General features: G+C 48.5%; 10 protein-coding genes. 4 read left to right on the plus strand and 6 right to left on the minus strand.

What is annotated here, in order from left to right; all coding sequences use genetic code 11:
• Positions 1-280: 280 nt before the first annotated feature.
• A complete protein-coding gene (locus ACED36_RS12250) occupies positions 281-616 on the plus strand; it encodes a hypothetical protein (protein ID WP_017003983.1) in 336 nt (111 codons plus the stop codon).
• Between the two features lie 114 nt (positions 617-730).
• Here ACED36_RS12250 and ACED36_RS12255 read toward each other — a convergent pair whose 3' ends face one another.
• Both ACED36_RS12255 and ACED36_RS12260 read right to left on the minus strand, forming a co-directional pair.
• A complete protein-coding gene (locus ACED36_RS12255; RefSeq protein ID WP_016958224.1) occupies positions 731-1,360 on the minus strand; it encodes an OmpA family protein in 630 nt (209 codons plus the stop codon).
• Entirely contained in the window at positions 1,357-2,748 is a 1,392-nt protein-coding gene (locus ACED36_RS12260) for a TolC family outer membrane protein (RefSeq protein WP_016958223.1), read from the minus strand. Before ACED36_RS12260 ends, ACED36_RS12255 begins: the two co-directional genes overlap by 4 nt.
• 491 nt (positions 2,749-3,239) lie before the next feature.
• Between ACED36_RS12260 and ACED36_RS12265 the strand changes: the two genes are divergently transcribed.
• On the plus strand, positions 3,240-13,547 hold the full coding sequence (locus ACED36_RS12265; protein ID WP_371733326.1) for a retention module-containing protein: 10,308 nt from the start codon (positions 3,240-3,242) through the stop codon (positions 13,545-13,547).
• 124 nt (positions 13,548-13,671) lie between these two features.
• Positions 13,672-14,652, plus strand: coding sequence for a chemotaxis protein (locus ACED36_RS12270; RefSeq protein WP_016958221.1), 981 nt, complete (start codon positions 13,672-13,674; stop codon positions 14,650-14,652).
• Between the two features lie 166 nt (positions 14,653-14,818).
• Here ACED36_RS12270 and ACED36_RS12275 read toward each other — a convergent pair whose 3' ends face one another.
• A complete protein-coding gene (locus ACED36_RS12275) occupies positions 14,819-16,960 on the minus strand; it encodes a TRAP transporter permease (protein WP_371733327.1) in 2,142 nt (713 codons plus the stop codon).
• A gap of 191 nt (positions 16,961-17,151) precedes the next feature.
• Positions 17,152-18,165, minus strand: a complete 1,014-nt coding sequence (locus ACED36_RS12280; protein ID WP_017003980.1) for a TAXI family TRAP transporter solute-binding subunit — start codon at positions 18,163-18,165, stop codon at positions 17,152-17,154.
• 246 nt (positions 18,166-18,411) lie between these two features.
• Here ACED36_RS12280 and ACED36_RS12285 point away from each other — a divergent pair, with 246 nt between their 5' ends.
• A complete protein-coding gene (locus ACED36_RS12285) occupies positions 18,412-18,663 on the plus strand; it encodes a hypothetical protein (protein ID WP_017005371.1) in 252 nt (83 codons plus the stop codon).
• A gap of 85 nt (positions 18,664-18,748) precedes the next feature.
• Here ACED36_RS12285 and ACED36_RS12290 read toward each other — a convergent pair whose 3' ends face one another.
• Together ACED36_RS12290 and ACED36_RS12295 are read right to left on the minus strand one after the other, a co-directional pair.
• Positions 18,749-19,237: a hypothetical protein gene (locus tag ACED36_RS12290; protein ID WP_016958217.1), complete on the minus strand. Its 489-nt coding sequence runs from the start codon at positions 19,235-19,237 to the stop codon at positions 18,749-18,751.
• 300 nt (positions 19,238-19,537) lie between these two features.
• Positions 19,538-20,965, minus strand: coding sequence for an NAD-dependent succinate-semialdehyde dehydrogenase (locus ACED36_RS12295; protein ID WP_371733346.1), 1,428 nt, complete (start codon positions 20,963-20,965; stop codon positions 19,538-19,540).
• Between the last annotated feature and the right edge of the window lie 59 nt (positions 20,966-21,024).

Consider the following 21,024-nt stretch of genomic DNA (forward strand, 5'->3'; position numbering starts at 1 on the left):
AAATGTGTACGAGATCAACTTGATGACAGATAGCCCGCCAAAAAAGCGTTCACAAGACTGACGAATTGAATGAAAATTTATGTAAATGAACCTGCTTAATACTTCCTATTACTACCTTTGCCCTGCCAAGGTGAATAAATATGAGTTCATGCATAAGTCTTGTGTAGGCGGAGTGTCAGCCTTTTTTACGGTTTTTGACTCAATGTACTCGTCAAGGGCTTATCTGTGACGTTGGTTTCTCTACTATTGGTTGAGAAATGAGCGTCATAGAGAGAAGACCGTGAGCGACAAACAAATATCAGACTCAGTAAGAAAAGCACTGTTGGGGATTTCGGGTATCCGTGAAGAAATTGACAACCAACGCGTCTATTTCTACCAACATGGCAGGCTATTTAGCATTGTTGATAGCAATGGTTTGCAGTTCGTTGTGGGCGAAGAGTGTCTAAAAGAAGCACTAAGGTTGCCAGGGGCAGAATTGGAACAGCCTGGAGGTAAACGCTGCAAGGGAGTGATTCGAGTATCAGCGGAAAGGTGTACGGAAACTGATATTGATTTTTGGCTCTTGCTGGCATTGCCCACTAACCAAGGAACCATTGATCCCATTACTTTCCATTAGTGGGGTTGATGAAGAGCACAGCATCTCTCTGGTTGGCGCTTCTCAACACAATTTGATGCAAGAAAAAAGGGCTTTTCAGCCCATTTTTCATGTTGATGTTTCGTTGTTTTTTATTCAAGAAGACGTATAAATCGTCCACTTTTTAATGACGCTTTTTTGCTTGTTAACCACACTCGCAGTGACGCGTCGACTCAGTATCTCTGTCTGCTTTTGAGATGTCGTCACAACAGGTTCCGATTCGCCAAAACCTATGATCTGAACCCTGTTTGGTGCAATCCCCTTACGCAATAGCGCTTTTTCGACCACTTGCGCTCGCAACTTCGACAGCGCGAGGTTTAACTCCGTACTGCCAACGGGACTGGCATAGCCTTTAAGTTGCACTTTAGTATGCGGAAAGGTTTTCATAAACCGCGCGAGATCATTCACTTCACTTCCGAAACTGGGCGGAATTTTGACGGAGTTATTGGCGAAGAGAATATGAAGATCGTCTCTTGCGACTGTTTCCAGTACTTCAGAGCACCCACTGTTATTGATCACCGCGTTGTAGGGCGTGTCTGCACACTCATCACGCGCATTGATCACGCCATCACCGTCAGCGTCTAACAGATCGTCGCCTTGCTCTGCCACAGGGGGTTGAGCAACTGACATCGAGCAGCCTGATACCAGACTGCTTGATGCGAAAAGAACAAGTAAAACCAACTTAATACTGAACTTGGCCTTGTGGGACCATACTACGTTCATCATTGTGCTTCTCCTTCCTTACCGTAAACGGAGGTTTGCCATTCTTCTGGGGTCTCAACGCGTAGTTCAGAAAGCAACAACCCCGTTGCATTCAATACGCGATACTTGGCGAAGATGCCCGCATAGGTGGCATCAATATAAGATTTCCTTGCATCGAAAAGCTCATTTTCAGTGTTCAGCAGATCAAGTAACGTGCGACGACCAATAAGGTATTGCTTCTCATAGGCTTGAAGCGTTTTGGCTGACGCATCTACATGCTGCTCCAAAAATTGTGTTTGGCTTTCAGCAAGGTGTTTGGCTGTCCATGCAAGGCGCGTGCTTTCATTCAATAAACGGTGAGCGTTATTTCGAATGTTTTTGGCCTTGTTCACTTGATAGGCAGCACTGCGTGATTCAGCCGCATCGCTTCCGCCGTTAAACAGGTTATAACGCATACGCAGCATGGCTTGGAACTCGTCAGTATCACCAGGCGTACCATCCAACTCTTCGCCCCATTCCTGTGATGCTTCAATGGAAAAAGTGGGATAGAAGTCGCCTTTGGCCTGTTCATACTGGAATCTCGCCGCGTCGACATCATTGAGCGCGACTTGAATCACTGGGTTATTGTCTTTTGCGATGGTCAGCGCTTCGACCAGCGAAGGTGGAATGTACAAGGCATCCACTTCTGGCGTCACCAAGGCTTTCGGCGTTTCGCCCACAATGCGTTCAAACTCAATGATCTTGTCTTCATGATTGCTCTGCGCATTCAGTAAATTGGTGTGCGCTTGCGCAAGACGACCTTGAGCTTGAGATAAATCTGCCGTAGAGCTGATACCCGAATCCGTTCGACGTTTGATATCGGCATGAATTTTTTCGTGAGTTTTTAAGTTTCGCTGTGAAAGGTCCAGAATTGCTTCCGTTCTTATCACTTCTAAATACGCTTCAGTGACACTCAGGGCTGTGTCTTGAGCGTCTGCCAGCATTTGGAAGCGCTGGGCCTCCGCTTCAGATTTTGTTCTTTTGATATCGTTGTACGTAATAGCGCCGTCCCAGATGAGTTGGCGCAAACTCAAACGAACATCACGAGGATGGAAGGTCCCTTTGGTGCTGTCGTTGTTGTAATCGGAATAACCAATACCAGCGTCTACATCCACGGAAGGAAGGTAACCGCCTTGCGAGGCATCTATGTCCGCTTCGCGGCTCTTAAACTCGTTATAGGCTTCTCGAATCAACGGGTTTTGGGAAAGTGTCGCTGCCACGGCCTGCTCTAAAGACTGTGCTTGTGCTAGTTGTGGAAAGTTAAGCACCGCTGCGGCTATCAAGATAGCGTGAAGTTTATTTTTTTTTGCTTCTCCCAGTGGAAAAGGTGTGTTGAAAATTCGCAGTCTATTGCGGGTGATACGTTGCTTCATGAATACTCCCTCAAAGCGATGTAGACCGTTTGTAACTCATAATGAAAGGGCCAAAATAAACGGCGATGGGCAAATGTCGCGGCGAATGCATTTACCAAGAAGACAGGTATCCAATTCCTACATTGAATGAGCACCACGGTTGCTCGAATCGATTGGTTGTCTTCAGCATCACAAACAACGAGAAACCCTTGGTTTACCCGCAAAGTCAAAAGTAGGGCAAGTTGAGAAAGATTTGACCCCCAAGCAGACGCTTTATCGCGTTTCTATTGCAAATGAGACAGGTAGAGGTAAGTAATTAGCGACCAAACTGACGTAAGAAAAGAAATTTCGTGAAATCAGCCAAAATCAACGGGCAATGCGTCCTAGGGTTGATCGCTGGCTTCTTGTTGTCGTTTCAGTGATGTCTTTGCGTATTACCTATTTTTCATGAGGCTAAATTGCGCATTTTGAGAAGCTGAGATGCAAGGGTTTCAATGCGTGAGTGATAAGGCATGGCTGAAAAAGTAGAAGACAATACGGTTCTTGGCTCAAACGCGTCAAATGCCCAACTTTCTGTAACCGGTGGTCAGGTTTATGTCATTAGAGAAGACGTTGCCACTCCGGTTCCATTCGCTCAATCAGTAAAGCCAGACGACATCATTATTGCAGGAGCGGGTGCCTCGTATGTCGTGATGGTAAATGGTGAACCCGTGCTGGTTCATGAACCTTGCGCAACCTGTGTTCAGATCCGAGATGAAGGCATTGAAGTCGTAGGTTTAATCGGAAATGTAGACGTTCAACAAAACGCACAAGCCATTACATTGCTAGGAGATGAAATTGCCGCGCTACAACAGGCTATTGTTGCAGGGACTGACCCAACTGAAGATTTTGAGGAGCCCGCCACTGGCTTAGCGGGGTTAAGTTCGTCAATATCTGGATTTGCTGTCATTCAATACGACTATGCAAGTGTCTTGCCCGAAGCGGGCTTTACGACCAGTTACACCAGTTCAACGCCAATACTTGAGCAGGAGGACGATTTTTCCATTATTCCTGCTCTGGGCGGAGAAACCCTCGATCTTACGCTGGTGGAAGGTGATTTGGCACCGAAAACGGGTGATCAAGCTTATCCGGTAACAACCATTTCTTCGGTGCTTATTACTGCTAGCTCACTGGCGTTAGATGCAGATAGTTTTGTGATTGAACCAACGTTGCTTACGGCACTGCTAGCAGAACTCACCGCGGACACTAAAAGCGGTGGGCAAGCGCTGATTTATAACGTGTCAGACGATGGCAAAGTCATCACAGGTAAGCTCGGAAATGAAACCATTCTTACGATTTCTGTGGATGGCGAAGCCGCTGGCCGCGGCGTTGAGTTGACGGTCACGGTCACACTTAATGGGCCATTAGATCATCGTTCAGGTGACACCAGTGGGTTGGTCACGGTCAGCCGTGAAGCGATTGACATTGCGCTTGCCGTGCAAGGGCAAGATACCAGTGGTAACCCACTAGATAGACCTATTGATATCAATATCGCCATTCTCGACGGCGCCGCCCCGACCATTAACCCGCAGAATATTACGCATAACGAAAATATTCTTGATTACGTGTCAGAGCCTATCCCGCTGAATGTCGGCGTGAACAGCGATTTACTAGAATCGGTGCGTTTTGTCTCCACGCCTGCGTTGGTGACTCAACTTGAGAGTATCACTAGTAATGGGGCGGCAACTGTGTATTCCATCAGCGGTGATGAAATATTAGTGTCACTCGCGTCTGACCCGACAGTCATCGTGTTTGCCATCAATTTGGTGGAAGTACCTTCTTCAGGCGGTTCAGCGAATGAAGCAGAGGAAGGCGTTGTGGGATCGTATGGCTATGTGCTGACTCAAAATGCGTCTATTGATCAAAAATCGTCGACAGACACTGAAGTTGTTCCAGTGACCGTCGTAGCCGTTGACCAAGATGGTGATTCGGTGAATGGCCAGTTCAGCGTGAATTTGGTTGATGGCGACAACGCCAGCGGTGACGCTGCTGAAATTACGGGTGACTATAAGGTCATTGAAGCAGTGTCTGGAGGTGCTGACCAAGTCGCCAACGGGGAAATCACGTTAAATGCCGCTTCTGACAAGCTGTTATCGGACACTTTATTTATTTCAAACTTGGATGATAACAATGGCATTCCGGGCTTGATCGCCGAATTGAATCAGCTCACGTCAAATGGCGAATCGATCAGCTTTTCGATTCAAAGTGGCACGGGTTCAAATGTGGTGGAGCTGCTGGGCACCAAGGCCGATGGCACAGAGGTCATTCGCCTGACGTTGACAGCAACAAAAGCGTCAGGGGCGGGCGCAACGGGCGTAAATATCGCCTCAAGCTTTGAATTATACGAGCCGTTGGATGAAAAAAATCAGGCGCTGTTCAGCCGCAACCGCTGGGTGAGGCTCGTCAGCAATCGAGATGATGACAAAGAGGTAGAATCATTCCAAATCCAAGTCGAGTTACAGATACGTGATTCTGATAATGACTTACTTGATGCGCCAATTTCGGTGACGTATGCGGTGCAAGATGGCGACGGGCCTGTTATTCGGGTAAATAATGTGACCATCGACGATCCCGGCTTTGGCGCACCTGCGAATGAAGCCATTGGCAGCTTGGGCTTGGAAACAGGTAGTGACAATATTACATCTGTGGTTTGGGATCTAACGGACGCATTTTTTGCCAGTATTGAGGCGCTGAAAAGTGATGGGAATGCCCTCAAACTTCTATCCAATGTAGGTGAAATTAACGGTACGTCGAATCCGATCGCAGTGGGGTATGTCGACGCAAGCGGCAATACCATTACGGTGCTTTCGATTGCACTGACACCCGCCTCAAGTGAATATGTAGTGACACTGTCACATGCCATTGACCAACCAGACAGTGAGGCCATCACGCTCGCGCTGGGCGCAAAGGTAACGGACTCTGATGACGACAGCACCTCTAGTGCTTTCAATGTCACCATCAAAGATGGAGCAGCCCCAAGTGTTGATCCGGTTGATGCTAGCTTGACGGATCCCGTCATTGGCCAACTGAGTGAGCAGACAAACCTCAGCTTGGGGTTAACTCAAGGCTCTGATGCAGTGAAATCCATCGTGTTAACGACATCACCCGCACTCGACACTGCTCTCGCCAATATCACCAGCAGCGGATACAAAACAAGTTACCAGCCCGATCCGCTGTCATCCGTGACTGACACGATTAACATCGTGTTGGACGACCCTGCATTGTCTGACACATCTAAACCAGCCAATGGCGCACAAGTATTGACGATTAAGCTCGACGTGGATACAGAGGGTCATCCAACTGGCAGCTACACAGTGACGCAGTATGCTGCGGTTGATGAAAGTTCCGCGCCATTGGTCTTGCCAATTGGGGTGAAAGTGGTGGATACCGATGGGGATGAAGCTACCGGTCAATTTACTATCACGCTTAACGACGATGATGACACGCCTTTGATTGTCGGTGTTGGTGAAACGATATCTCTGACAGAGCCGGATCTAACGCCGACGGGAAGCCAAACAGGCTATCCCGAATCGTCATCAGGTACAGCGTTTATACGAGCGATAACCGACAGGCTGCTACCATCAGAGGTACGTATTGATAGCACGTTAGTGACGGCACTCTTGGCTGAACTCAATGCAGTACTGACCAGCGGCGGTGAGCCTGTTGTGTTCACCTATGACGACACAACGGGAACATTGACGGGTAAGGTGAGTAACGAATTGGTTATGACACTGTCACTGTCTGCCGTGCAAAATGCGGATGGATTTGGTCTAGATATCACACCGTCACTGACGTTGCACCAACCGCTTGATCACCTGACCAGTGCGTCAAATAATACTTTTGTGACGTTTGATGGTGATGCGATTGCCATCAATGTTCAGCTCCAAGCACAAGACTCTGACGGCGACGTTCTTCCGTCTGTTGCTACGTTTGACCTTCTCATTAAAGACGGTCAACCGCCTGCGATCACTCAAGCACCGTCATTGAGCGTGGAAGAAAGCGACATTAACGCCAGCGGCAGTGGACAAACCAGCAACCGACCCGGCACAACACCTGGAGGAGTCGGTGATGACCAAGATACCGCAACAGGTAAACTGGTGATCGATTCCGGTAGTGACGCCATCAAAGATGTTTCGCTCGACCTTTCAGCGTTTGCTTCGGTGAACAGCAACAACAGTCAAAATGCATCCGGCAATAGCATTCCCTTAAGCTCTCATGGCGAAGCTGTCACACTCAAACTCACCAGCAACACTGAGGGCACTAAGGTCTATACCGGCTTGGCGGGAGAAAGTCGCCCCGTTTTCACGCTCACCGTTCTTGCCAATGGTACGTATACATTCGCCTTACTTGGTGCGCTTGATCACCCGCGAGGGGATGATAAAAACAGCTTGGGCATTAACTTTCCCATTGTCGTTACTGATAGTGATGGTGACACCGCAACAAGCAATATTACTGTGAATGTGCTCGACGATGTGCCGTTCTCGCTCGAAACAGACGGTGTTGGTGTTGGCGGGGGAAGCGTCACTGCGGTGGAAGGAGAGTCGTCTTCTCGAGTGACAATTATGCCGTCACGTAATCGGGGCGCCGATGATGCGGCGATCAAATCGGTCACCATCAATGGCGAACAGCATGAGCTGACACAGGGGCTCAATAATCACTTTACCGTCACCCAAGGTCCTGGAGGCCAGGTGCTTGGTATGTTGTTAATACAAAGCAGTGGCAACATTCAATTTACTGCCGCTGAAAACGTCGACCATAGCGGTTCGACGAACAATAGAATCACTGAAACTTTTAGCTATGAAATCTTAGATGGTGATGGCGATATCGTTGTGGGTTCAACTGAAATTGTGATCGTTGATAGCTCACCGGTACTGATCGTCAACAACGCGGCGGGCATTGAAGATCAGGGTCGCGAGGGCGACCCAAATGATGATGTTGTCTCGAACCCTGCCGATGGTATTCCTATCGCCATGACCATCAATTCGGGAGATAGCGATCAAGGTGAATCCGTTTTTCGTGTTGTTGTTACCCTACCTGCCAATGCACACGGCACGTTCTACGCTAACGGTGCCGTGCTAGCAATTACCGACAATCAAGTGGTGTTACCCGCCAATTTGTTTTCTCCAAATGCACAGAATCAACTTTGGACGTTGCAAGGCGTCACTTTCGTACCTGACCAAGATTACTCAGCATCTTCAGGTGTGCCGACGTTTTCTGCGACAGGTTATGTCACTAACACTGATGGCTCAGAACGGCAGTTGGGCACGCAAACATTCACTATCACCGTGGAAGGTATTGCCGATGTGCCGCAGTGGGATGACAGAACCGTGCTTTACTACAACATTGACGAGGATAGCGATGGCGCAGCGTTAGATCTTGCCGCGGAACTGCAAGATAACGATGGATCGGAAACGTTAAGTTATATTCTTACCCTTCAAAGCGGCAGCGGCACCTTAGTGTTAAATGGCGAAACCTTAACGTCAACTAACGGCCAGTACGTGGTAGCGTCATCTGACATTAATGATGTGGTTGTTAAACCGGATGCGAATTTCTCCGGTGATCTGACGTTAACCGTCACGGCACAAAGCAAAGAAACTGGCAATTTCGTCTCGGGTGAGCAAACCGCAGATTCCGTTACCCGCACGATTACTGTTGCGGTCAATCCTGTTGCTGATACCACCACCTTGAAAGTCACGCGAGTCAGCGGTAAAGAAGACGAATTGATCAATTTGTCATCTCATATCAGCTTGACCGACACCGCAGACCTGGACGGCTCTGAAGCCTTGTTTGTGCGGATCAGTAATGTGCCTATTGGGGCTAAGCTGCTCCTTGCTGACAACAGCGAAGTGCCTGCAGTGGGAGGCGTCTATGAAGTGGCTTACAGCGACATTGGCGGTTTACGCTTGCAGCCGCCACCGCAGAGTAACGTTGATTTCTCGCTGACAGTGACTGGCGTGGTTAAAGACTCTGCCGTTGTCTCTAATGCGCAAGGGGTCAGCAGTACCGTTACCCAAGAATTCGAAACCAATCCCAAAACATTGCCAATCGCATTGAAAGGGGTGGCTGATGTACCTGTTATCAGTGCAGACCTAGGCGGTATTTGGCAGCCGATTATCGATAACGGCGTTGATACGGGTATCGAAACCACCATTGATGAAGACAGCTCCGTGGCTTTGTCTTTTCAATTGAAATCAGGTGAAGAAGGCAAGGCATTGCCTGATGACAATTCTGAGACGTTAACGACGTTGGTAACCAATATCCCGAAAGGTGTGACGCTGCTTGATACCAACGACAATGCGATTAATCTTGTCTATGCAGGTATTGGCGCAAACGGTGAGGCGCAATATCAAGCCAAAGTGGATGGCTTGTCGGACATCAAACTTGTGCCTCCATTAGGTAGCACAGACGACATTACGTTAACTGTGACTGTGATTGTCACCGAAGATGACGGCGATTCGCTGACCGTCAACAAAGACGTGGTGGTTCACATTGAACCCAAAATTGATGCGGTCGATTACACCTTGGACAGCCGTGGCACTGAAGATCAGAGCGTGGTGGTTAATTGGCGCCCCGGCACGGATCAAGGTTACACGGACAACAATGAGACGATCACCGCCATCACATTTAACATGGCGACAGATGCAATTTCAGCAGGATATACCCTGACCATTTCAGGGGAATCGTCACCGCTGACGTTCTCGAATGGCAGTGTCGTATTGACGGCGCCTCAAGTGACCGCGTTGCTCAATGGTGCCAATCTTTTGCTTCGTGCGCCAGAGAACGTTGATCGGGACGAAAACATCAATCTCTCTGTGAGGCTTACCGTCGTACAAACTGATACGGATTCGAGCGCCACAGACACGGCAGTCATCACAGGTACCCTCGATGTTCGTATTATCGCGGCGGTGGAGGGGGACGGAAAAGTCGAGCTACTGAATAGTTCGAATCAGCCCGTTAGCACTGTGGATGGCGATGGTAGCGGCAGTATCTCCTTAGCGTCGGCGGATCATCGTTTGGCGTTTGTGACCCCAGAGGGAATAAATACCGACGGCAGCAGTGCTGAAATCATTACGCAGGTGGTGATTAGCTTTGTAGCGGATGCTAATGGCACGCCGCTGACGGGAGCCGATCAATCCTATTTTGATCAGTTCTACATCGAGGGAGGGATCAACAATGGTGATGGTAGCTGGACAGTTCCTCAAAGTGCATTAGATTCATTGACAATATCCACGACTAAGCCCATCACCGAGCCTGTATTCATTAAAATATCTGCCTTAGTGCAAGATCAAGGTGATGCGGGTGAAGGGGATGCCAGTGGTCAGGTGGAACAAGCGCCACTGATCCTCGAATTAGATTTCGCAGGAAGTGTTAGTAGCACTCAAGAAGCAGGGGCTGTCACCGTCGAAACCCAAGATATCAACGGCGTAGAAGATACCGCACTGAATTTAGGCACCCAGTTGGACGGTTTAATCAAAGTCGACCCTGCGAACGCCAGTTCGGATGAATTGACCGTAGTAATCAGCAGCGCATCGTTGTCAGCAATTGGCGCTAGCGTATCGGGTATGGAGTTCAATTACGAGACCAGTGAATACGTCGCTAAAGTCAATGTGTCTGCAGACGGCTCGGTCGATCTATCCGGTATCACCTTAACGATGCCCAAACACTTTGCGGGTGATTTCTTGTTACCTGTGAAACTGGTAACAACCGATCAAGTGAGTGGCGACACCAAGGAAACAGATACCACACTGTCTGTTTTGATAGCCCCCGTGGTGGATGGTATTTCTACCACCGTCACGGTAGTTGAAACCAATGGTTTAAACAGCGATGAACAACCTGTTGATGATGAGGCAGAGTGGGTGCCAGTCGCCAATAAAGCGTTGGAAGACGGTATCATTGAGCTGAATCTTAGCGCGAAATTGGAAGATACCGACAATGCGGCAACTTCCGGTGTCGAAAGCATTACCTCAGTAACACTCATCGTTGATAGCGCCGTGGGCTTTTTTGTGGATGCCAATGGAGAAAACCCGCAAAGCAGCATCACAATAAGTGCCGCCGAACTTGGCAGTATTCACTTCAAACCCGTGGAAAATTACAGCGGCCCCGTCACGCTAGACGTGAAAACTACGGTGGTTGATACTGCCGTCAACGATGATACAGGCAAGCCCAATTCAACGACCACCAATACACTATCAACTGACGTGTCATTTGATGTATTACCTGTCAATGATCCCATCATGTTTAGTGGCAATACACAGCCTATTACAGGTACGGAAGACGAACATATTGCCTTGACGGGAGTGACGGCGACCTTAAAAGACATTGATGGCTCGGAAGAAATCGTCTCCGCAAAAATCTCCGGTGTGCCGGATGATTTCCAACTGGTTTCGACGGGTAGCCAACTCGTGCAAAGCAGTGGTAACGGAAATTGGAGCATCAGTGTTCCAGCAGGCAGTGAATCGCTTAATCTTGATGATATCTCTTTTATACCACCTGAAAATTTCAGCGGTACCATGACGGTCGAACTGGTGGTTTACGCCAAAGAAAAAGCACTGACAACGCCAGTGCAATACACAACAAGTGTCACTGTGGTGGTGGATCCCATCGGCGACGGTGTGGACACTGACATTGTCACCTCAGTATCCGGCACTGAGGATGAAAACATCTCGTTACCCCTCGACATCCGTGTGATAGACAACAAACTCACTGACGACGGGTCAGGTTTGTCGGTGACGGAAAATGCCCCTGAGAATATCAAGGTGGTGTTAACCAATGTGCCTGATAGCTCAACCATTAGTTTCCCTACTGGTGTGACGTCTGACAGTTCTGTCGAGAAACAGTCTGACGGTAGTTGGATTGTGATTGCAGAGCAAACCACGCTTTCATCGCTAATTTTCACGCCCGGTGATGCCAATGAGCTCAATTGGGACGGCAAGCTCAATGTGTCTGTTCGTGCAGTGGATAATGGCGTTGAAGCAGAAAGTTCGTTGTGGGTAAATCAAATCATTGATGTGACCGTGTCGCCTGTCAACGATGCCCCAGATCTGACGGTGCCTGCCACAGCACTGAATACAGAAGAAGAAGCCGTGCTTCTGATTGAATCCATTCAAGTAAAAGATGTCGACGCGAAAGACGCCAGTGGTGGTGTTATCACTGTGCGTTTGAGTGCAGTAGATGGCACGATCAATATCTCCAGTGCATCTCCATTGCCTTCTGGCATTACTGTCTCTGGTACTGGGACAAACACCATGATGCTTGAAGGTGATTTAGACAAGATCAATACGCTGTTGGCATCGGGCGTGACCTATACGGGGATCACCAATTTTTCTGGACAAGACACCATCACTGTGACGGTAAATGACAATGGCAACACAGGCTCGGGTGGCGCGTTGACAGATAGTGAATCGATCACGGTTAATGTCGCGCCCAAACCCGATGTGCCAACGTTAGTGTTGAATACGGCTCAAACCGCTTCCGTTGGAGGGAGCATATCAGCGGTTATTCCTTTGCTGGGCTTGGCTGCAGCGTTGACTGATCCATCAGAAACATTGTCAGTGGAAATCCGAAATATTCCCGCTTCGCTCGCGTTTGTGGATGCAGAAGGCAATTCTGTCGGTACAGGGCCTACGGGCGGTGTACTGACGATCACGCCTGCCGAGTTGGCACAGCTCTATGTGACAGGCAACGCCGCCGTTACAGCGTCTGTCGAAGTGGTTGCAATTTCAACTACCACCTTGGGTGAAATCGCGCAATCTTCACCCGTCACGTTGGCAATAAACGTGACCAATCCAGCTGATGGGCCGATATCGGCGCAAGATACCAGTGAAGAAAACATCGTGATTTCAGGCGAAGAGGGTGCAACGCTGCAAGGTGGTGCAAACGATGACACCTTGATTGGCGGTTTAGGCGAAGACATTCTCACCGGAGGGGCGGGCAACGATACCCTTTGGGGAGGAACACAAGGTGGCAGCGACAGTAACCTCGACAGGTTTACGTGGTCGAGCGCTGATTTGGGTTCGGTTGGTAATCCTGCTGTCGATACCATTGGAGACTTTAACCCTTCAACGGATGTGATCGATCTCAGTGCGGCATTGAGCGTCAATCATCTTGCGAATGTTGACGATCTCACACAACAGCTATCGCTGACAGAAACCAACGGAAACGCACAACTTAATGTGTTAAATAGTGGCGACGTGCTTCAGGAAATTGTGTTAACCGGCGTAAATTTGGACGCATTGGTTAATGGGTCATCTTCAGGTATGTCACAGTCAGATATGCTCACAGCAGTGATTAATAGCGGGGCGCTGTATCTAGGGGACAACGTCGGCACTAGCGCTGATGATAACCTTGTCACACAATCTTCGGGTGAAAGCCTGTTTGGAATGGACGGCAATGACACGCTGCAAGCGGGTCAGGGCAACGATATTCTTACTGGTGGTGAAGGGAATGACCTTTTTGTGTGGCTTGAAGCTTCACTCAGTTCGCCTGCCAATACCGACACAGTGACAGATTTGACCTTAGGTCAAGACAAGCTCGATTTAAGCCAATTACTGCCTGATTTTGGATCGTCACCGACCAGTAATGACCTGCTTCCTTACTTTGATCAAGCATCAGTTGAAAGCGATGGCACGATCAATCTTTCTGTGATTTCTGGTAGTGACACACAGAATATTGTTTTACAGAACATGGACATTTCTAGCTCTGGATTAGACCTCGTATCAGGAGCGCAAACCAGTGAGATAGTGTCTGCACTTTACGCGCAGCAAGTGTTCAAATTGGAATAGCATTGGTGGCAATTGGTTAAAATTGCTGCAAATAATTTCACCTATTGAGTCGATTGTTTTTATATTGAGACTATGCTGATAGAGAACCTTGTCTATTTGGCCTCTAAATGCATCGAGATTTGGCATGAGCACAGAACACAAAACATCAATCTTGACTGAAAGCGGTACCAATGAGCTTGAAATTATCGAATTTCGACTCGAGAAAACCTTGCCTGATGGCACAAAGAAAGTGTGTTACTACGGGATAAATGTCGCCAAGGTTCGCGAAGTCATTCGTGTTCCCGATACGACGGATTATCCAAACGCACAACCTAATGTCCTTGGCGTATTTTCGCTGCGCGGAAAGTTAATCCCTTTGGTTGATTTAGCTGGATGGCTAGGTGTACCGACGAAAGACGAAATCGACACCAAAGTCGTGATCGTGACGGATTTCAATCGCATGTCGAATGGTTTTCTCGTCGACAGTGTCAGCCGTATTCATCGAATATCTTGGGAAGAGGTGGAATCGCCTAGTTCTTTCTTAGAAGCGTCAGACCAAGATTGTGTGGTTGCCGTGGTTCGACAGGACAGCAACCTCATCATGATTTTGGATTTCGAGAAAATCATTGCTGATATCAACCCAGAGCTCAGCATGGAAAAATACGATGTCACGCAAGACAAGCGCGTGGTTATCGATGACGCCATGGTTGCCAAACGCGAAGCTAAGACCATCATGGTGGTTGATGATTCCGCATTTATCCGTCGCTTGATCGAAAATACTCTTCGTTCAGCGGGTTACAACGTGATCACCGCAAAAGACGGGCAAGAAGCGCTGGACTCGATGATCGAATTCGTCCGCTTGTGTACTGAAGAAAACTTGCCAATCACCGAGTTTGTTGATGGCGTGGTCAGTGATGTTGAAATGCCAAAAATGGATGGCATGTATCTCGTCAAAAAATTGCGGGAAATCGAAGAATACAAGGCCATGCCGATTGTCATGTTCTCTTCACTGATGAGTGATGATAACCGCAAGAAAGCGATGGACCTTGGCGCGAACGACACCATTACCAAACCTGAAATCGGACGTATGGTTGGTTTGATGGACAGTTTTGTTTTGAAAGAATGAATCTTCGCTCTGTCAAACACGCGCGATAAGACAATAAGTACGTACTGAAATGGCGAATGACGAGAAAAATCGATAATAAACAAAGAGAAAAGCGCCTTTCCAGGCGCTTTTTTTATTTCTGTTTGACTGATTACATGGTGTCAGTCGCGCTATGCTTCGCGATGAATTAGGGGTTAGCTAGCGGATTGAAAGGATATTTTCGGTAGGTGTAAAACACCATGGCGAAGAACACGAATGCGCTAGCAAGACGAATAACGACATCAAGCCCTGGCCACATCATTAAACCGCCTAAAGCAAAAGCAACGGCACGCAAAGGCCAATTAATCGGCCCTTCCAAATAGCCTTCTAGCCCTGCTACCAACGCCCATGTTCCAATTACCGCAAACAAGGTGACTTCAAATACTTGTTGAAGATCGCCAGAAACGAGCGGTGTGTAGGCCATTAAGAGTGGCACCAAGTAAAGCCCTTTGGCGATTTTCCACGCTTTGAAGCCTGTCGCCATGGGTGGGGTTTTGGCGATGGTTGCCGCGGCAAACGCAGTCAAACACACTGGCGGTGTAACGTTACTGTCTTGAGATAACCAGAAAATGATCAAGTGCGCTGCCAACAATGACATACCTACCGTTGCTGCACCTAAGCCTTGTTCGAGCAAAGTGTCTTTGAAGTCATCCGGTACTTTGCCAAGTAACTCAATAGCGGCCTCAAAAGACATGGGAGCGCCCAACGCGGCAAGCTGCTCTGGTGCAATCAGCATGAAAATGGTTTTCGCTTCTTCGGGTAACTGACCGGTGGTCAGAAGCGCCATTAATTGTTGTTCCGCAATCAAACCATAAATGGCAGGTGCAGAAAGGGTGCCAAGAACAATATACGAGGCCGTCACAGGTAAACCCATGCCGAGTATCAGCGATGCAAGTGCCACCAATACCAGCATCATAAACAAGCTACCGTTGGCCCAGTCGTTAATCATGATTGAGAAGGTATTGCCGATCCCTGTGGTGCTGATGACGTTCACCACCAAGCCAATGCCCGTCAGTAATACCGCTGTGGTGGCCATGTTTCGTGCGCCTTGCGCTAACGCATCAAAAATATCTGCAAGACCCATACGATTCGGAGAAAGCCAAGAAGCAACCACCACTGAAATGATCGAAATACCTGCCGCATAAGTTGGCGTGAAATCTTGAACTAAGAGCGCGACCAACACCACCAAGGGGATCAGATAATGCCAGCCTGAGGCCAGCACTGACAACATAGATTGGGTTTCCGTTTCGACATGATGTACGCCTGAACGCTTGGCTTCAACGCGCACAAAGAAAGCGACCGAGAGAAAGTAAATCAGCGCAGGTGCAAACGACACAGCAATGATTTCCACGTACGGTATTTGTGTGTAAGACGCCATAATAAAAGCGCCTGCACCCATCACCGGAGGCATCAATTGCCCACCCGTGGAAGCTGCTGCTTCAACCCCAGCGGCGAACTTTGGCGGAAACCCCGCTTTCTTCATGAGAGGTATGGTGATGACACCTGTTGATACTGTGTTTGCCACACTCGACCCTGATACAGAACCCATTAATCCTGAGCCGAGTACAGCGACGAAACCGGGACCCCCAATGATTTTCCCTGCCGCTGCACGGGAAATATTGATGATGTAGTCGCCTGCACCTGATTTTACTAAAAACGCGCCAAATAGAATGAACATGAAGACATAACTCCATGATATTCGGGATATGGGGCCAAACATGCCCTCTGAACTATAGAAAGCCCGGTACAGAACGGTCTCAGCCGACAAGCCGGGGAAGGCAAAAATGCCGTCAATCCAGCTTCCCCACCAAACCACGTAAGTCAGTGCCACCAAAATCAGGCAGGGGATAAACCAACCCATGGTGCGCCGGATAAGTTCTAGCGCGATCAAAATCGCAATGATTGAAAACACCCAATCAGAAGTCACAAAGGTAACGCCGCGTTCGTATAAGGCGTCTTCGCTAAAAATGATATAAATCAGGCAAGCAATTGCGGCGATAGCAACCCCAATGTCGATAGCCAATGCGAACTTACTTTTGCGCCATTTCGCTGCGGCTGGGTAGGTAAGGGCACACATGGCAGAAAAGCCCGCAAAGTGTGCAGCTGAAACCCAAAGTTCCGGCAAAGTGGCAAGTGTGTTAAACCAAATATGAACCAATGAAAGTAAAATGCCCAGCACGGTGACACATCGTGTCAGAAGCGGAAAATCGGTGCGCTGAGTGAGCTCAAATTGCGATAGAGAACTCTCGAGTTCTGATGAAGTGCTGGAGTCGGAAGAATGGTTAGTCATGTTCCCTCAAACGTGCTGATGATCTGCACGACGTCCTTTGGAGTGGAAGTGTGTTGAGCAATGCTGTGTTAACCCCAAGAGAATAGCGATACAAACTTAGGAGCAAAGCGATATAAACCTAGGTACAGAGCGTTAACGGCGATAAATCAAGGCGGTAAAGGCGCGCTGACCGAGAGGCCAGCGCGCAAGACTTAGTTTGCGATCAATTGCGCAGGAATAGTCAGCCCTTGTTCTTTGTAGTAACGCGCTGCACCAGGGTGGAGCGGCACAGGCAGGCCATCAATGGATTTTTGCAAAGACATGGCTTTGGTTGCTTTATGAATACCGTTCAAAAACGCGAGGTTTTCGTAAATGGTTTTCGTCAGCAAGTAAACGTCTTCATCACTGATGTCACTGCGAACAGCAAGGAAGTTAGGTTGTGCAATGGTTTCTACTGCTTTGGTTTGACCCGGATAGGTGTTCGGCTCAATCACGAAGCGTGTCCAAAGGTTATAATCACCATTAGCTTCTTTCATTTCTTCATCGGTGAAATTCAAGATAGTGATTTTGTCACCTATTGACGCATACGCGCGAGTGACTGCGCTTACTGGCACACCCGCTGGCGTGTTCATTCCATCCACCGTACCATTTTGCATCGCATCCGCACTTGCGCCGTAGCCAAGGTAAGCGAAATCCATTTTGTCGGTATTGATATCTAGGCCGCTCAGGATCTGTAAGCCTGAACCTTCTGTACCAGAGTTTTTCTTACCGATAGAGAACTTGTTGCCATCCATTGCTTTCATGTCAGCCATGGTGCCTGTTTTTGCCAAGTCGCTCAGGACCACGAAATGCTCGACGTTTTGCCACAGCATAGAGACAGAGCGCAGTTCTTTCTGTGGACCCGATTGCTTCAATTTACCTTCACCACCCCATGCCCAAGCACCATATAAGCCTTGAAGAATCGCAAACTGAGCTTCGTTTTCTCGCAGTAGCTTAATGTTCTCGCCTGAACCCGCAGAACTAATAGCAGAAAGAGAAAAGTCATATTTAGGGGCAAGTTTCACTTTGCTCAGTGTCGCCAATGCCACGCCAACAGGGTAATACGTGCCACCTGTTGATGCCGTTGCCAGAATGTAGTCGCGGTCTTCTGCTGCTGCACCGTTCATTCCGGTCAACATGATGGCAGTAGATAGCGAAAGCGTTTTAATCAATGCGTTGATTTTCATACAACTCTCCAATGTAAGAAGGTTCCTTGGTCAGTCTGGTTATCAGGTACGAAGACGGCGTAACATCGCATCTGAGAGTGGGAAATAAACACCGAAAGGATAGCCGAACTTGTAAAATATTTGTTAATCGCATTCGGTAAATATTGGCGTCCTCTCAGTTTTTCGTTCTAGGTGGCTGCTGCTTAAGACTTTAGTCGTACCTGTGCTTTGGCTTATGATAGCGACCTAGCAAAGAGGGAGTTGAGAATGGCAAAGCCGAATAAAAAGCTACCCACGCGTTCGGTGGACATTGTGTGCGGCAAGTGCAAAGCGTTACTGTTTAAATACAAGAAAGGCGGCAAAGGCGCGTTAGTGAAGTGTTTTAAAGAAAGAATTGTGGTCGATTACACAACCCGTCCATGTACATGTCCAAGCTGCGATATGGTGTTTGCGCGAGAAGCATTGGTGCGCGGAACGCCAGCCTACAAGATCATCGGCAGCAAAGCAGTGTTGAAGTAGTTAAGCAAAAGGGCAGAAGGAAATAGAGCGTAGGGCAAGATAGAGGTCGTTGGCACTGCGCAAGGGCAGTGCCAACAAAAAGCGTTTAGATACCAGCACGTTTAAACAGGCCAGCCATTAGCTTCGAGTTAGATTTCACACCCGTAGATTTAGACTTGAATTCACCTGCCAGACGCGTATCGCCAATTTCACGTGCGATATGTTGCATCGTCAAATACATGTCTTTCGCTGATTTCATACGGTTTGAATCGTTCAGCGGTGCCAGCAGCTTCACCATCTCTGCGCCAGACATTTTGTTGTCGATGGCGTGCGTTTCAATAGAAGAAAGCAGTTTATCTAAATCGACGGTTGCTTCTGAGCTTTCAACGCCTTCTTTCTTCATTGCTTTCAGATTACGGCGACGGATCTGCTTAATGATGAAAGATGGGCGGCTAATCATTTTGTAGCCCCAGAAGCCTGCTGCGATAACGAGAGCGATACCACCGACCACGTAGGGCCAGATAGGACCGGAAGATTCAGCAACAGTTTGGGCTGTAGTAACTACCTCAACGGCAGTAGAAGGTACATCAGACATCTTTTTACCTTAGGGTTCATATTGATTGGGCGTAGTGTCGCACTGTGGTACGAAAATACACTGTCGTGCTTCACATTAAAGGAAACATGCCCTGTTTTGGAAGTCCGTTTGTAGAATTTTTATGCGATCTGGATATTAACATACTGATAAGACGCGGTTTGCGTTAATTTTGAGTGAATAACGTGCGGTAAAAAATGCATGGATAAGGTTTCACAAAGGTTGCTTTTGGTGTTCAGTGAGTGATCAAAAAGCAGAGTCAAACGACTCTGCTTTGGGTTTGATGCGATAATGTTTAAAGAGCTACATTCCGCCAATACAGATGTATTTGGTGTTGAGGTACTCATCCAACCCTTGGTGAGCCCCTTCACGGCCAATGCCCGATTGTTTCACGCCACCAAAAGGTGCAACTTCCGTGGAAATAATCCCTTCATTGACTCCCACCATGCCGTAATCGAGCGCTTCTGCCACGGCGAAGATACGGTTGATGTCTTTGCTGAAGAAGTAGCTTGCCAATCCGTATTCGGTGTCATTCGCCATGTCGATCAAAGACGCGTCATCATGGAAACGGATCACGGGAGCAATAGGGCCAAAGATCTCTTCTTTAACAATGCTCATGTTGTGTTCGACGTGGGTTAATACGGTTGGTGCGAAAAATTGCCCACCGAGATCGTCGCCACCTGCGGTGATATTCGCCCCTTGTGCCACGGCATCGTTCACTAACGCTTGTACTTTCTTCTTGGCGTTGTCATCAATCAGTGGGCCAATGGTGATGCCATCATCAAGGCCGTTGCCGACACTCAGCTTGGAGACTTCAGCGGCAAACTTGGCGACAAACTCGTCATACACAGAATCGTGAACATAGAAGCGGTTGGCGCACACACACGTTTGACCCGCGTTGCGAAACTTCGATGCGAGTGCACCTTTCACAGCAGCATCAATGTCTGCGTCATCAAACACAATGAACGGCGCATTTCCGCCCAATTCCATTGAAACGCGTTTTACGCTTTCGGCGCTTTGGCGCATCAGAATTCGACCAACGTGGGTAGAGCCGGTAAAGGATATTTTTTGAATTTTTGGGCTGCTACAAAATAGCTCACCTACCATCACGGCATCGCTGCTGGTGACAATGGCTAACAGACCCTCGGGGAGTCCGGCTTGTCGTGCTAATTCAGCCACAGCATAGGCGCTTAATGGCGTTTGTGCGGCGGGCTTGCCAATAAAGCTGCATCCTGCCGCTAATGCTGGTGCTGCTTTTCGCGTGATCATTGCGATGGGGAAGTTCCAGGGCGTGATAGCAGCTGCGACACCGACCGGTTGGCGAATGGTCATAATGCGGCGGTCAGTCAATGGTGTTGGAATCGTTTCGCCATACGCACGCTTACCTTCTTCGGCAAACCATTGAACAAAAGACGCGCCATAGGCTACTTCACCGCGCGATTCAGCCAGCGGCTTACCTTGCTCAAGCGTCATAATACGCGCCAGGTCTTCTTGGTTATCCATGATGAGCTGATACCAGCGGGAGAGAATTTCAGCGCGCAGTTTCGCCGTGGTTTTCGCCCACGATTTCTGTGCAGTTTCGGCTTTTTCAATGACCTTTTCGATGGCTTCACGGTTGTGAGAAGGGACGTAGCCCAACACATCACCTGTCGCGGGGTTATGGACAGCTATCGCACTGTTCACGTTTTCGCACAGAGAAGAGAGTAGGGAGAGATTTTTTATCTGTTCCATCATTGGCTTCCATTGTTAAACCGAGGTTATAAATTCTAGCCTAACTGCGTCGCAGTATC

The organism is Enterovibrio sp. FF113, from assembly GCF_041439165.1.
Classification (GTDB): domain Bacteria; phylum Pseudomonadota; class Gammaproteobacteria; order Enterobacterales; family Vibrionaceae; genus Enterovibrio; species Enterovibrio norvegicus_A.

Excerpts from the sequence above, each read along its gene's own strand:
- ACED36_RS12255 (WP_016958224.1), bottom strand. The coding sequence starts at position 1,360 with ATGATGAACGTAGTATGGTCCCACAAGGCCAAGTTCAGTATTAAGTTG.
- ACED36_RS12260 (WP_016958223.1), bottom strand. The coding sequence starts at position 2,748 with ATGAAGCAACGTATCACCCGCAATAGACTGCGAATTTTCAACACACCT.
- ACED36_RS12265 (WP_371733326.1), top strand. The coding sequence starts at position 3,240 with ATGGCTGAAAAAGTAGAAGACAATACGGTTCTTGGCTCAAACGCGTCA.
- ACED36_RS12270 (WP_016958221.1), top strand. The coding sequence starts at position 13,672 with ATGAGCACAGAACACAAAACATCAATCTTGACTGAAAGCGGTACCAAT.
- ACED36_RS12275 (WP_371733327.1), bottom strand. The coding sequence starts at position 16,960 with ATGACTAACCATTCTTCCGACTCCAGCACTTCATCAGAACTCGAGAGT.
- ACED36_RS12280 (WP_017003980.1), bottom strand. The coding sequence starts at position 18,165 with ATGAAAATCAACGCATTGATTAAAACGCTTTCGCTATCTACTGCCATC.
- ACED36_RS12285 (WP_017005371.1), top strand. The coding sequence starts at position 18,412 with ATGGCAAAGCCGAATAAAAAGCTACCCACGCGTTCGGTGGACATTGTG.
- ACED36_RS12290 (WP_016958217.1), bottom strand. The coding sequence starts at position 19,237 with ATGTCTGATGTACCTTCTACTGCCGTTGAGGTAGTTACTACAGCCCAA.
- ACED36_RS12295 (WP_371733346.1), bottom strand. The coding sequence starts at position 20,965 with ATGGAACAGATAAAAAATCTCTCCCTACTCTCTTCTCTGTGCGAAAAC.